Here is a 13,750-nt window from a genome sequence, read left to right as displayed (position 1 = left end):
CAGAGTCGGCTTGATCGGCGAGCGATCCTATCTTCCGACATCCTGGGTCCGCATTCGTTTAAACCTCGGCAAAGGCCCCGGGGTGGGTCTGCTCCCGAACAGCTGTGTACTGCTGGCGTATCGCCTGCCCCACCGGCAGGTCGTCGCCCGGCTCCAGCAGTCGGTGCCCGCCGGTCCGCCAGGCCGGCGGCTCCTGCGCCGTCGCCGAGCCGAGCACCACACCCAGCGACCACGCCGCCTGCCGGGCCGCGCCCAGCGCCGCGTGGTCCCCCGGCTGCGGGACCACCACCTGCGCCTCGAAGAGCGCCGGGGCGATCGCCCGCACGGCGGGCAGCTCGGCGGCCGCCCCCAGCAGGAAGATCCGCCGCACCGCGACCCCGCGCCCGCGCAGCACCTCCAGCGCGTCCGCGAGCCCGCACAGCATGCCCTCGAACGCGGCCCGCGCCAGGTGCTCGGGCTTCATGCTCTCGCGCCGCAGCCCGGCCAGCGTGCCGGCGGTGTGCGGGAGGTCCGGGGTGCGCTCGCCCTCCAGATACGGCAGCAGCACCAGGCCGTAGGCGCCCGGGGTGGAGCGCAGCGCCAGGTCCGACAGGCCCGCGAGGTCGGTGCCGAGCAGCTCGGCGGTCGCGCGCAGCACGCGCACCGCGTTACGGGTCTGGAGCAGTGGCAGATGACGCCCGGTGGCGTCCGCGAAGGAGGTGATCGTCCCGGAGGGGTCCGTCAGGGCTTCGTCGTGCACCGCGAAGACGGTGCTGGAGGCGCCCAGCGAGACCACCGCGTCACCGGGGCCGACGCCCAGGCCGAGCGCGGCCGCCATCGTGTCGCCGCTCCCCGCCGATATCAGCAGCCCCTCGGGGGTCTGCCCGGCCGGCTCGGCGGGACCGAGTACCTGCGGCAGCGCCACCTGGTGTCCGAGCGCCAGCTCCACCAGATCGGAGCGGTACTCCCCGGTGGCCGCCGACCAGTAACCCGTGCCGGACGCGTCGCCGCGGTCGGTCGTACGCCGCTGCGGCCGGCCCAGCAGCTGCCAGACCAGCCAGTCGTGCGGCAGCAGCACCTCGGCGGTGCGCTGCGCCGCCGCCGGCTCGTGCTCGGCCAGCCAGCGCAGCTTCGCCACCGGGTATCCGGCGTGCGGCACGGACTGGACGGCCTGCGCCCACTTCGCCGGGCCGCCGAGCGCCGCGGTCAGATCCAGCGCCTGCGGCTGGGCCCGCTTGTCACCGCGCAGCAGTGCCGGGCGGACCAGCACGCCACCGGCGTCGAGCGCCAGCAGGCCCTGCTGCTGCCCGGATATGCCGATCGCCAGGACGCCCTCGAGCAGGCCGTCCTTGGCCGCCTCGCCGAGCGACAGCAGCCACGACTGTGGATCGCTCTCGGTCGGCTTGCCCGCCGGGGCGGCCTCGCCCTCCACGGGATGGGGCGCGTACCCCTGCCGGAGCACCTCGCCGGTATCCGTGTCGCACACGACGACGGTGGTCCCTGCGGCCGAACTGTCGATGCCCGCGACTTTCCCCATAGGGGGAGATGATGCCGCACGGCACCGTCAGGTGTTCGAGGTACCCCAGTCGTCCTCGGTGCGGCCCCGGTCGCGCAGCGCCCTGACCTTCGCGGTGACCGATTCCGGCATCTTGTCGCCGACCTTGGACCCGACGGCGTCCGCGGCCTTCACCGCTACCCCGCGCCCGGTCTGCGCCGCGCTCTCGGCGGCGTTGCGCACTGCCGGGTTCTGCGCGATCCGCTGGGCGCTCTTGCGCAGCTGCTCGTACCGCTCCCGCCCGGCCCGCGCCCCGAGCACGTACCCGACGACGGCTCCGGTGATGAACGTCAGCCGGTAGCGCATGGGCTCCACCCTTCCTCGTACTCGTACCGGGTCCGGCCCTCGGGGCCGTCCTGTGGACTGTGCTTCGCGCCTACCCGCTGTAGCCGGACGACAACCCCGGCGATAGGGGTTGGCGGAGCACCCCCCCACTTGCGCTAATGTATGTCTCGCAGCGAGCGCGCGCCGTCCGGTTGGTCCGGACGTGGCGTTCCTCGATGCGCACAGCGCAATCCCCTGTAGCTCAATTGGCAGAGCAGCCGGCTGTTAACCGGCAGGTTACTGGTTCGAGTCCAGTCGGGGGAGCGCGGTCCCCTGTAGCTCAATTGGCAGAGCATTCGGCTGTTAACCGGAGGGTTACTGGTTCGAGTCCAGTCGGGGGAGCCAACGACAAGAGGACCCCGTTGGGGTCCTTTTTCGTTTCCCGGGAACCGCCCGCCCCCTGATCGAAGTCCACTCAGTGATGCGTCTGTGACCCGCGAGGGCGACAGATCGTATGAGCAGCTATGCTGCGGCAGACGGCGCGTGAGGCGTGTCGTACGGGGCGGTAGCTCAGCCGGTTAGAGCAGCGGACTCATAATCCGTCGGTCGTGGGTTCGAGTCCCACCCGCCCCACCCTGAGGTCTTGCCGGAGAACTGGCCAGCCGTACTCACGATGGAAACCAAGGCGCAGGGGACGCTCAGGGGACATGAGGGGCCCGTTCCGGGTCGTCGTCAGCTGCTCGCCGACGCCGACCGGGACGATGAGCCGCGGGAGCCGGCCGTCTGCCGTGAGGCTCTGACGCACCACGTGGTCGTTCCGGGGCGCCGCGGGCCTGGTCGGGCGCCCGGCTGCCGTCCGGCGTGGGTTCCGCGCCGGACGGCGACACTGCCAGGGATGAGCGGGCTCGGGCCTGGCGGTGTCCGCATCCGCGGATCAGGCGGTGTGCGTCACCCAAATTGCGGCGTGGAACGGGCCGTTGGCGGTGAATGGGCCGGGGGGCGGCAGGGCCGCTTTTCCCACAACGATCCCCGAACAGCTGGACTGCGACGCCGTGGAGTTGAGTCCGCCCAGGGCAGGCAGATTCGTGAATGCGCCGGTCTTCATGTCGAAGGCGAAAGCGAAGGAGTTGGAGGCGAATACGTTGCCGACAATGAGGTCGCCTTTGATCGCGCTGACCTCGGTGACGCCGTTTCCGGGGCCGATGCTGATGACTGCGTGGGTGGTCAGGTTGAAAGTGGACGACAGGAGGCTGTCTCCGCCCACAGCGGTGTTCCCGCTGACCAGTTGGGAGATCATCAGGCTGCGCCCGAGGTCGGTGCGGGCGTGGGTGAGCAGGTTGTAGGCGTACCCGTGGAGGGCGGCGTTGCCGGCTGTTCGGGATTGGCCCACGACGGTGTGACCGCTGACCGCACTGGCTGTGCTGAAGGTGCCGCCGAGGGTACCGAGGTCGGTCATGGTGCGGGCGTGCCGGTTGTAGGCGAACGCGTGGGTAGCGGCGTTGCCGGTGGTCTGGGACGTCCCGACGACCGTGTCGTCGTCGGCCGCGGCCGCGGAGCTGTTGGTGCCGCCCAGTGCGCCGAGGTCAGCGAATGTGTACTGGACAGCCGGCGTTCCTGGGTCCGCCGGCGCGGGGCCGGCCGCGAGGGCCTGTCCGGCACCGGCGGTGATCAGTGCGAATGTACTCACCGACGCGAGCAGGCACGCACGTAATCGAGTCACTTTCATGTTGCCCCCCTGTAAGAAGGATTGCGAACGCGAAAATGCACGGAATCCGCTATTCCAGCCCCAAGCGGTATCCAAAACATCGTGCATTGCGGCTCCGGCGCTAATTCTGCGCTGACTGAGCCCGTTTCCCCATCACTTTGTACAGCTTTCTCTGCGGGCCACCGGACGGCAATCGCCGTGGCTCGTACTTCCCTTGAGGTGGGCCGGCGCCGGTGGCGCTCAGGTCATCGCGACGAGGCCGGCGGTGAGAGCCGGGAGGCCGATCCCGGCAAGCATGCAATCAACTGCGACCCGGAAGGGACAAACCCTCCAGGGTGCCCGCGCGGCCACCCGCGAGGCTACGGAGCAGGTTCAGTCCAGGTAGCCGCGGAGCTGGTCCGCGAAGGCGTGGTCGCGGAGTTTGTTGAGGGTCTTGGACTCGATCTGGCGGATGCGTTCGCGGGTGACGCCGAAGATGCGGCCGATCTCCTCCAGCGTGCGGGGGCGGCCGTCGGCGAGGCCGTAGCGGAGCTGGACGACCTTGCGTTCGCGTTCGCCGAGGGTGGAGAGCACCGCTTCGAGGTGTTCGCGCAGCAGCAGGAAGGCGGCGGATTCGACGGGGGACGTAGCGTCGCCGTCCTCGATGAGGTCGCCGAGGGCGACGTCGTCCTCCTCGCCGACCGGGGCGTGCAGGGAGACCGGTTCCTGGGCCAGCCGCAGGACTTCGGTGACGCGCTCCTCGGAGAGTTCGAGGTGGGCGGCGACCTCCTCGGTGCTCGGCTCGTAGCCGTGTTCCTGCAGCAGGCGGCGCTGGACGCGCACGACGCGGTTGATGAGCTCGACGACGTGCACCGGGACCCGGATGGTGCGGGCCTGGTCGGCCAGCGCCCGGCTCATGGCCTGCCGGATCCACCAGGTCGCGTACGTCGAGAACTTGTAGCCCCGGGCGTAGTCGAACTTCTCGACGGCGCGGATCAGGCCGAGATTGCCCTCCTGGACGAGGTCGAGCATGGTCAGACCGCGTCCGACGTAGCGCTTGGCGACGGAGACGACGAGCCGCAGGTTGGCCTCGATCAGCCGCCGTTTCGCCATCCGGCCGTTGACCACCAGCCGGTCGAGGTCGACGGCGAGCTGGGAGTCCAGGTCAGGGAAGTTGTTCAGCTTCTCCTCGGCGAACAGGCCGGCCTCGACCCGGCGGGCCAGTTCGACCTCCTCGACGGCGGTGAGCAGCGGTATGCGGCCTATCTCGCGCAGGTACTGCCGGAAGAGGTCCGCGGAAGGGCCCGCCGCCTCCTCGCGGGACCGGCGCTCCCGGTCGTCGGCCTCGTCGTCGGGGTCCCGGGCCTCGGGTTCCCTGACTATGGAGCCGCGGGATTCCCGGGGCTCGCGGGGCTCCGGGGGCTCGGGGGGCGCGGCGGGCTCGGACGCGAGGACCTTCAGGAGCTCCGGCGGCTCGGGTGGCTCCGGGTCCGGTTCCGAGTCCGGGCCGTCCTGCACTTCCCGGCCGTCCTCGGTTTCCAGGACGTCCTCCGTTTCCAGGACGTCCTCCGCTTCCGGGTGGGTGGCGGCGTGGTTCTGCTCCGGTACCCGCTCCCGTTCCCTCGGCTCGGCCTCGGGTTCCGACAAGACCACCTCGGCCACGGTCGTCAGGGGGTGGGTCTGCACGGGAGCGACCTCCATGGTGAGCACAGTCACGGGCTCGGAGACGCGCGGCATTGGGACGGTCGCGGCCTGGCCGCTGTCCGTCCGGGAGTTCGCCGTATGCGGATCACCGGTCGCATCTCTGTTTGCAGAATCCGGTATTCCGCGCTCCGAGGACTCAGGCACCGCCCCCCAGTGTGGCGCACGGCACACCCCCGCCACGAGGGGCGTGCGCCGGGTTTTTCGGGCCAATGTCACGGGGTGCGTTCGATCGGTCACCGCACCGGACAGCGGCCTGGGGGCACCTCCCAGCAATAGCTGGAGGACGGCCCTACAGAGCCGCGGTGCCCTGTTCGCGCAGCCGCTGGCCGTACTGCTGCAGCGCCCACAACTCGCTCTGGACGGCGCTGAGATCATCCGCACCGGCGCGCGGGCCGAGCCGGGTCAGATTGGCGCGGACCTCGCTGATGCGGCGCTCGACGGCCTGCAGCCGGACGGCGACGAGCTGCATGCCCGCGTAGACCTCGTCGGGGGCCCGCCGGGTGTGGGTGGCCTCGACGGCCAGCTCGGTGACGAGGATCCGGACGGTGTCGTCCGGGGCGACGTCCCGGACCCGGGCGAGGTAGCCGTCGTCCGCGTGCTCGGTGCCGCCGGCTTCGGAGATGGCGTGCCGGACGGCGGCGTACGGCGGGGCGGTGAACTCGTCCTCGCCGTAGGCGTCGAAGGCCGGGGAGACCAGGTGCGGATGCTGGAGGGCGAGCTTGAGCAGCTCGCGCTCCACCCGGTGGGAGGGGCTGCGCAGATCCAGCCGCGGGCCGCGCGGCGGCTGGGGGCGGGTGACGCCCTGGCCCGAACCACCGGAGCTCTGGCCCTGGCCCTGCTGACGGTCGCGGCGCGGCTCCGGGCCGCGCTGGCCGCGGTCGCGGGCCCAGCGGGCGAGCTGGGAGACCCGGCGGACGACGAACTGCTCGTCCAGGATGCCGAGCTTGGAGGCGAGCGACACCGCGTACTCGTGCTGGATGGAGCTGTCCTTGATCCCGGCGACGATCGGTGCGGCTTCCTCCAGGGCGGCGGCGCGGCCCTCGGCGGTGTCGGTGTTGTGCCGGGCGACGGCGCTGTGGATGGCGAACTCGAAGAGCGGGGAGGAGTGCTCGACAAGGTTGCGCACGGCCGCGTCACCGTCGGCGAGCCGCAGCTCGCAGGGGTCCATACCGCCGGGGCTGATCGCGATGGAGGTGCGGGCGGCGAACTTCTGGTCGTCCTCGAAGGCGCGCAGCGCGGCCCGCTGGCCGGCCGCGTCCCCGTCGAAGGTGAAGACGACGTGCGAGCTGGAGTTGTCCATCAGCAGCCGGCGGAGGATCTTGATGTGGTCCTCGGCGAAGGCGGTGCCACACGTGGCGATGGCGGTGGTGACGCCCGCGAGATGGCAGGCCATGACGTCGGTGTACCCCTCGACGACGACTGCCTTGCCGGTCTTGGCGATCTCCTTCTTGGCGAGGTCGATGCCGTACAGCACATGCGACTTCTTGTAGAGCGGCGTCTCGGGGGTGTTCAGGTACTTGGGCCCGTTGTCGTCCTCGCGGAGCTTGCGGGCGCCGAAGCCGATCACGTCACCGGTGATGTCGCGGATCGGCCAGATCAGCCGGCCGCGGAAGCGGTCGATCGCCCCGCGGCGGCCCTCGCTGGCCAGCCCGGACGTGAGCAGTTCCTTGTCGGTGAAGCCCTTGCCGCGCAGGAAGCGGATGAGGTGGTCCCAGCCGGCGGGCGCGTATCCGACGCCGAAGTGCTCCGCGGCGGCCTGGTCGAAACCGCGCTCGGTGAGGAACTTGCGGCCGATCTCGGCCTCGGCGCTGCCGAGCTGCTCGACGAAGAACTGCGCGGCGATCTTGTGCGCCTCGATGAGCCGGATCTTCTCGCCCTGCTGGCGGCCGGGGTTGTACCCGCCCTCGTCGTACCGCAGCACGATGCCGGTCTTGGCGGCCAGCCGCTCGACGGCCTCGGAGAAGGAGAGGTGGTCGAGCTTCATGACGAAGTCGAGCGTGTCGCCGCCTTCTTGGCAGCCGAAGCAGTAGAAGAGCCCCTTCGAGGGACTTACCTGGAACGACGGGGACTTTTCATCATGAAAGGGGCAGAGCCCTTTCAGGTTCCCACCACCCGCGTTCTTGAGCTGCAGGTACTCCGAGATGACGGCGTCGATCGGGACCGCGTCCCGGACCGCCTTGACGTCCTCATCCTTGATCCTGCCTGCCACCCGTGAAGTCTAAGGCCCAGGTGTGACAGACCCTTGACCTCCGCCGCGGCCACCCACTAGCTTCCCCAATTGTTAAGAATGTTTACTAATGGCGCGCGGTACCGACGGAGAGGCGGGCGCATGCCCCACAAGCACAGTCGACGACGCGGACTCGGCCTGGCGGCAGGTGCGGCCACGGCCACTGCCGCTGTCGTCGCGGCCCTGCTGAGCGGCGGCGCGGGTTCCGCCGAGGCCGCCACCACCGGACAGGTCCGGGTCAACCAGGTCGGATACGACGGCAGCGGCGCCAAGGAGGCGTTCCTGCTGGCGAAGGGCGCCGTCTCGGGCGCCACCTGGAAGCTGCTCGACAGCACCGGCGCGACCGCCGCCACCGGCACGACCGGCACGAGCCAGGGCAGCTGGAACACCGCCTACCCGGCCGTCTACCTGATCGACTTCAGCTCGGTGCAGGCCGCCGGCACCTACCACCTGGAGGTCAGCGGCGCGGCCACCGGCGCCTCGCCCACCTTCACCATCGGCAGCGCGAAGGCCGTCTACGGCAAGCCCGCCGCCGATGCCACCACCTTCTTCCAGGCCCAGCGCGACGGCCGCGACGTCATACCCGGGTCGCTGAAGCGCCAGCCGTCCCATCTCAACGACGCGCACGCCGCCGTCTACGACTGGCCCAAGTTCACCAGCGGCGACGGCGACACGATCTCCAAGGCGCCGGTCAAGCTCGGCGGCACCGTCGACGCCGAGGGCGGCTGGTTCGACGCGGGCGACTACCTGAAGTTCACCGAGACCACGACGTACGCCGCCGCCACGCTGCAGATCGCCGCCCGCGAGACCGGCGCCTCCCCCACCTCCGCGCTCGGCGCCGAGGCGCAGCACGGCCTGGACTGGCTCGACAAGATGTGGGACGGCGACACCAAGACCCTCTACATCCAGGTCGGCCTCGGCTCCGGAACCGACAGCGGCAGCGTCGTCGGCGACCACGACGTCTGGCGGCTGCCGCAGAAGGACGACTCCGACACCGCCAACGCGTTCCTGCGCAACCGCCCGGTGTTCCGGGCCGGCGCCCCCGGCTCGAAGCTCAGCCCCAACCAGGCCGGCCGGCTCGCCGCCGACTTCGCGCTCGGCGCGCAGCGCTACGCCGCCTCGGACCCCGCGAAGGCCAAGAGCTATCTGGCGGCCGCCGCGCAGGTCTACGCGCTGGCGGACACCAAGCCCGGCAAGCTCGTCACGACCGTCCCGTACGCGTACTACCCGGAGACCAGCTGGCAGGACGACCTGGCCTTCGGCGGCGCCGAGCTGGCGCTGGCCGCGCAGCAGCTGGGCGACTCCCGCGCCGCCGGCTGGCTCCAGCAGTCGGCCACCTGGGCGAAGGCGTACGGCACGACCGGCGACACGCTCAACATGTACGACACCAGCGCGCTCGCCTACACGGACCTGGCGCGCGCCATCAAGGCCGCCGGGAACCCGGCCGGGCTGCCGGTCTCGTACGACACCCTGGTCGCGAACCTCAAGGCGCAGATCGCCTCGGGGCAGGCCCGCGCCGCCAAGGACCCGTTCCACGCAGGCGCGGTCTACAACGACTTCGACGCCGACTCGCACACCCTGGGCCTCGCGGCCACCACCCGGCTCTACCGGGGGCTGACCGGCGACACCTCCGTCAACCGGTTCGCCGTCCAGCAGCTCGACTGGCTGCTCGGCGCCAACGCCTGGGGCACGTCCTTCATGGTCGGCTCGGGCACCACCTACCCCAAGTGCACCGCTGGGCAGCTCGGCAATCTCGCCGGGAGCCTGGACGGCAAGGCGCCGGTGGACACCGGTGCGATCGTCAACGGGCCCAACGGGACCGCGCAGTTCGCCGACGGGCTGGGCGACTACCTGGACGACATGCGCAAGTGCCAGCCCGGCGGCGCGGACCCGTTCGGGACCTTCACCGGGCGCGGAAGTCGCTATGTCGACGACGTCCGGTCCTGGCAGAGCTCCGAGCCCGCGCTCGACATGGACGCCTCCGGACTGCTGGCGTTCTACCTGTCGAGCTGATCCGGCCGTCTTGATCATGAATATGAAGTGCGGTCCGCTCGGTTCGACGATGAACTCCTCGCCGGTCGCGGTGAACCCGAGATGCTCGTAGAAGCCCTGGGCGGACGTACGGCCGTTGCACCACACCAGCTCGGCGCCGCGCACCGTGGCCTCGGCGAGGCCGGCCTGCAGCACGGCCGCGCCGTAGCCCTGGCCGCGCACCTCGGGGGCGCTGCCCATACCCCGGAAGCGGTAGGCGGCGGCGCCCTCGCCGGGCAGCGTGTCGGGGAAGAACGTGACGCACGCCTGGACCGCGCCCTCGTCGTCGTAGGCCGCGACGTGGAAGGTGGACTCGCGGGAGTCCTCCGGGTAGATCGCGGTCTCCCGGGGCAGGCCGGTGCGGAGCACCGCCCAGCGCAGCTCGAAGATCTCCTCGACGGGTACGACGGCCGTGCGCATGACGTGGTCCTCCGCTGGTCAGTCCGGTCCTTCGGTCATTCCAGGAAGGAGGCTAGCGGCACGGTGGGGTCGGACAGCCGGTCGGGGTCGACGGTGCGGCCCGAGCGGATCAGCTGCTGGATCGGGTCGGTGACGTCCCAGACGTTGACGTTCATCCCGGCCAGCACGCGTCCCCCGCTGAGCCAGAAGGCGATGAACTCCCGCTTGCCGACGTCTCCCCGGCACACCACCTGGTCGTAGCTGCCCGGCGCGGCATGGCCGGAGAACTCCATGCCCAGGTCGTACTGGTCGGAGAAGAAGTACGGCACCCGGTCGTAGCTGACGTCCCGGCCGAGCATGGCGCGGGCGGCGGCCGGGCCGCTGTTGAGGGCGTTGGCCCAGTGCTCGACACGCAGCCGGCCGCCGGAGAGCGGGTGCTCGATGTTGGCGACGTCGCCGGCCGCGTAGATGTCCGGGTCCGAGGTGCGCAGGGACGCGTCCACCGCGATACCGCCGCCCGCCGAGCGTTCGGCGAGGGTCAGCCCGGCGGCCTCGGCGAGCGCGGTGCGGGGGGCGGCACCGATCGCGGCCAGCACGTCGTGGGCGGGGTGCTCCTCGCCGTCGTCGGTGACGGCGGCCAGCACCATGCCGTCCTGGCCGGAGATCTCGGCGAGCTTCGCGCCGAAGTGGAAGCGGACGCCGTGCTCGCGGTGCAGATCGGCGAAGACCCCGCCGAGCTCGGGGCCGAGCACCGAGTACAGCGGCGTGGGCTCGGGCTCCACGATGGTGACCTCGGCGCCGTAGCCACGCGCGGCGGCGGCGACCTCCAGGCCGATCCAGCCCGCGCCGGCGATGACGATATGGCCGTTCTCGCGGCCGAGCGAGGTCAGTACGTGCTTGAGGCGCTCCGCGTGCGAGAGCCGCCGCAGGTGGTGGACGCCGGCCAGTTCGGTACCGGGGATGTCCAGCCGGCGCGGCTCGGCGCCGGTGGCGAGCAGCAGCTTGTCGTACGGGAGGACGGTGCCGTCCCCGAGCCGCACGGTTTTGGCCGCGGGGTCGAGGTGCACGACCGGCTGGCCGAGGTGCAGCTCGATGTCGTGCTCCGCGTACCAGGCCGTCTGCTGGACGAAGACCGAGTCGCGTTCCGCGCTGCCGATCAGAAAACCCTTGGACAGGGGTGGCCGCTCGTACGGGTGCTCGCGCTCGTCGCCGATCAGGATCACCCGCCCGGTGAAGCCCTCCGACCGGAGGGTTTCCGCCGCCTTGGCGCCGGCGAGTCCCGCTCCGACGATGACGATGGTCTGGTCTGCGTCCACCACTGTGCGCCTCCCCAACAGATGCCGTACCTGCGAGCGTCCCTTACGTCACGCCTGGCGGGAAGAGCGCCGCGCCGAGTCGACAAAGCGCCCCTCGTATGCCTCGCGCGCCCGCAGTACTTCGGACAGATGCGCGCGGGCCCGGTCGCGGGTGGCCGCGACGGGACCGGAAAGAGTACGTCCGCGGCCGGTCGGCCCGGCCCGGCGGCACGTCGCACCGCCCGGCCCCCACCGCCGCGTCACCGCCTCACAGCAGCCTGGCGGACCGGCCCGTCGTGAGCCGTGTGTGCAGGGCCGTGGCCGTCGCGTCGGTGAGCGACGCGATCTGGTCGACGACGGCGCGCAGCCGCGCACTGTCGTCCGCCGCCTCGTCGAAGATGCCGCGGAACTGCGGGTCCAGGCCCTCGGGGGCGCGCGCCAGCAGCGCTTCTGACAGCTCCGAGATGAGGATCCGCTGCTCGGCGCGGCGGCGCTCCTGCGAGGCGCGCTGCATGACGTACCGGTCGGCGACCGCCTTGAGGACGGCGCACTCCAGGCGCTGTTCGCGCGGCACGACCAGCTCGGCGCGGTACCGGGTGAGCCGCCCGGTACCGTACGCCTCGCGGGTGGCGCGCTCGGCGGCCAGGCAGAACCGGCCGATGAGCTGCGAGGTGGCGTCCTTCAGCCGGGCCTGGGAGATGGCCGAGCCGTCGTAGCCGTGCGGCCACCACGCCTGCTCCAGGAGCCGGTCGAGGGCCTCGGCCAGCTCGTCGGGGGTGGCGTCGGCCGCGTACCGCTCCCCCGCGCAGTCGAAGATGTCGGCGCGCTCGGCGTCGGCGAGCAGCAGGTTCGGGTCGAGGTGGCCGGCGTGCAGGCCGTCCTCCACGTCGTGCACCGAGTACGCGACGTCGTCGGCCCAGTCCATGACCTGGGCCTCGAAGCACTGCCGGTCCGCCGGCGCACCGGCCCGCAGCCAGTCGAAGACCGGCAGATCGTCCTCGTAGGCCCCGAACTTGGGGCTGCCGGGGTTCGTGGGGTGGCCGCCGCGCGGCCATGGGTACTTCGTGGCGGCGTCCAGGGCGGCACGGGTGAGGTTCAGGCCGACGCTGACCATCGTGCCGTCGGCGTCCCGCATGAAGCGCTTCGGCTCGATCCGGGTCAGCAGCCGCAGCGACTGCGCGTTGCCCTCGAAGCCGCCGCACGCCTCGGCGACCTCGGCCAGTACCTGCTCGCCGTTGTGCCCGAAGGGCGGGTGGCCGAGGTCGTGCGCCAGGCACGCCGTCTCGATGAGGTCCGGGTCGCTGCCGAGCGCGGCGCCCAGCTCCCGCCCCACCTGCGCGCACTCCAACGAGTGCGTGAGGCGGGTGCGCGGGCTGGTGTTCATCAGGGCCGAGCCCGGGTCCACCACCTGGGTCTTGCCCGCCAGCCGGCGCAGCGCGGCCGAGTGCAGCACCCGCGCCCGGTCGCGCTGGAACGCCGTGCGGCCCGGCCGCTTGTCGGGCTCGGTCACAAAGCGGTCGGTATCGGCGTCCCCGTACGGCCCGTACCGCTCGTACGGCCCGAGGTGCGCGGCCGCCGCGTCGGTCCGGTAGTTCGCTTCCATGCCTGTGACCGTAACGCTCCGGAGTGACAGACGCGCCGCCGCCACCGGTCCCGCGGTCCCGTACCGGGTTACGCGCTGGCGAGATGGCGCGGCGCGGCCCGGCCGGCGGCGGCCAGCGCCTGGTCGTAACGGTGCAGCACCAGGCGGGCCATGGCGCTGTGCGCGCCCAGCGGCGCCGCCGCGATCCAGGGCGCCCCTGCCGACGTCCGGGTGGCGAACCGACCGGGGGCGGTGAAGTACGAGGCGACCGCGACCCGGTGGCCGCGCGCGGTCAGCGCACCGACCGCCTCGTCGACGGACGGTCCCGCGCCGGAGGCGTAGGCGGGCAGGACGGGGGCGCCGCCGAGCCGGTGGCTGAGGAGTTCGGCGGTGCGGGCGGTGTCGGCGGGCCAGTCGGGGTCGTGGGAGCCGGCGGCCGCCAGCACCACACCCGCGCGCCGCAGGCCCTTGCGCCAGCCGGCCTCCGCGAGGCGCACGTGCAGCGTCTCGGCGAGCAGCGGATGCGGGCCGAGCGGCGCGGCGGTCAGCCCGCGCAGGTGCGGGGCGCGGGCCAGCGCCTGCGGTATGTCCTGCTTGACGTGGTAGCCGTGGCCGAGCAGCAGCGGCACGAGCACCACATCACCGCGCAGCGCGGCGAGTGTGTCGTCGAGCAGCGGCTCGTTCAGCTCGATGTGCCCGAGGTGGACGGGCAGGCCGGGGCGCAGCGCCCGGACCCGGTCGAGGAGCGCGCGCACGGTGCGCCGCGCCGCGGGGTCACGGCTGCCGTGCGCCACGGCGACCAGGGCCGGGCCGCGCGGGACAGCGGTGAGGGTGACGTGGGAGAGCTGGCTGCTGAGCTGTGCGGTGATCCGGTTCAGGAGCTGCGCCGTACTGTCGAAGCTGCCGGACAGGCCGGAGTTGTCGGGGCTGTCAGAGCTGCCGGGGCTGCCGGAGCCGTCGGCCGGGGCCAGGCCGAACTCCGGGTGCGGGTGCGGATGCGCTGTCGACGCCGTCATGGACCGAGCCTGAA

Annotated in this window: 9 protein-coding genes, 3 tRNA genes and 1 pseudogene; 4 read left to right on the top strand and 9 right to left on the bottom strand. The window is 71.8% G+C overall.

What is annotated here, in order from left to right:
* Window positions 1-58 precede the first annotated feature (58 nt).
* Both G3I60_RS15470 and G3I60_RS15465 read right to left on the bottom strand, forming a co-directional pair.
* The gene (locus tag G3I60_RS15470; protein WP_138356746.1) at window positions 59-1,516 is read right to left on the bottom strand and encodes an FGGY family carbohydrate kinase; all 1,458 of its coding nucleotides are present in this window, start codon (window positions 1,514-1,516) and stop codon (window positions 59-61) included.
* Between the two features lie 27 nt (window positions 1,517-1,543).
* A complete protein-coding gene (locus G3I60_RS15465; RefSeq protein WP_138356745.1) occupies window positions 1,544-1,840 on the bottom strand; it encodes a YtxH domain-containing protein in 297 nt (98 codons plus the stop codon).
* A 209-nt stretch (window positions 1,841-2,049) separates the two neighbouring features.
* On the opposite strand from G3I60_RS15465, the gene G3I60_RS15460 reads away from it, so the two are divergent.
* From G3I60_RS15460 to G3I60_RS15450, 3 genes are all read left to right on the top strand, one after another.
* Window positions 2,050-2,122 (top strand) — tRNA-Asn (locus tag G3I60_RS15460).
* A gap of 5 nt (window positions 2,123-2,127) precedes the next feature.
* Window positions 2,128-2,203 (top strand) — tRNA-Asn (locus tag G3I60_RS15455).
* A gap of 154 nt (window positions 2,204-2,357) precedes the next feature.
* Window positions 2,358-2,431 (top strand) — tRNA-Ile (locus G3I60_RS15450).
* A gap of 301 nt (window positions 2,432-2,732) precedes the next feature.
* On the opposite strand, the gene G3I60_RS15445 is transcribed toward G3I60_RS15450, so the two are convergent.
* From G3I60_RS15445 to dnaG, 3 genes are all read right to left on the bottom strand, one after another.
* Window positions 2,733-3,611, bottom strand: a complete 879-nt coding sequence (locus tag G3I60_RS15445; RefSeq protein ID WP_164294035.1) for a hypothetical protein — start codon at window positions 3,609-3,611, stop codon at window positions 2,733-2,735.
* Between the two features lie 264 nt (window positions 3,612-3,875).
* Window positions 3,876-5,219, bottom strand: coding sequence for an RNA polymerase sigma factor (locus tag G3I60_RS15440; RefSeq protein ID WP_239069858.1), 1,344 nt, complete (start codon window positions 5,217-5,219; stop codon window positions 3,876-3,878).
* A gap of 256 nt (window positions 5,220-5,475) precedes the next feature.
* A complete protein-coding gene (dnaG, locus tag G3I60_RS15435) occupies window positions 5,476-7,395 on the bottom strand; it encodes a DNA primase (protein ID WP_164294033.1) in 1,920 nt (639 codons plus the stop codon).
* A 120-nt stretch (window positions 7,396-7,515) separates the two neighbouring features.
* Between dnaG and G3I60_RS15430 the strand changes: the two genes are divergently transcribed.
* On the top strand, window positions 7,516-9,426 hold the full coding sequence (locus tag G3I60_RS15430; protein WP_164294032.1) for a glycoside hydrolase family 9 protein: 1,911 nt from the start codon (window positions 7,516-7,518) through the stop codon (window positions 9,424-9,426).
* A gap of 60 nt (window positions 9,427-9,486) precedes the next feature.
* On the opposite strand, the pseudogene G3I60_RS15425 reads toward G3I60_RS15430, so the two are convergent.
* The 4 genes and pseudogenes from G3I60_RS15425 to G3I60_RS15410 form a co-directional block, all read right to left on the bottom strand.
* A pseudogene (locus G3I60_RS15425) lies at window positions 9,487-9,864 on the bottom strand (GNAT family N-acetyltransferase); the annotation flags it as partial.
* A gap of 35 nt (window positions 9,865-9,899) precedes the next feature.
* Window positions 9,900-11,162 (bottom strand): NAD(P)/FAD-dependent oxidoreductase, encoded by a 1,263-nt coding sequence (locus G3I60_RS15420; RefSeq protein WP_138353241.1) that lies wholly within the window; start codon window positions 11,160-11,162, stop codon window positions 9,900-9,902.
* A gap of 244 nt (window positions 11,163-11,406) precedes the next feature.
* Window positions 11,407-12,741, bottom strand: coding sequence for a deoxyguanosinetriphosphate triphosphohydrolase (locus G3I60_RS15415; protein WP_164294031.1), 1,335 nt, complete (start codon window positions 12,739-12,741; stop codon window positions 11,407-11,409).
* A 68-nt stretch (window positions 12,742-12,809) separates the two neighbouring features.
* Entirely contained in the window at window positions 12,810-13,736 is a 927-nt protein-coding gene (locus G3I60_RS15410) for a sirohydrochlorin chelatase (RefSeq protein WP_164607213.1), read from the bottom strand.
* Between the last annotated feature and the right edge of the window lie 14 nt (window positions 13,737-13,750).

Source organism: Streptomyces sp. SID13666 (genome assembly GCF_010548325.1).
Taxonomy (GTDB): domain Bacteria; phylum Actinomycetota; class Actinomycetes; order Streptomycetales; family Streptomycetaceae; genus Actinacidiphila; species Actinacidiphila fildesensis.
This window is presented reverse-complemented; position numbering and strand designations above follow the sequence as displayed.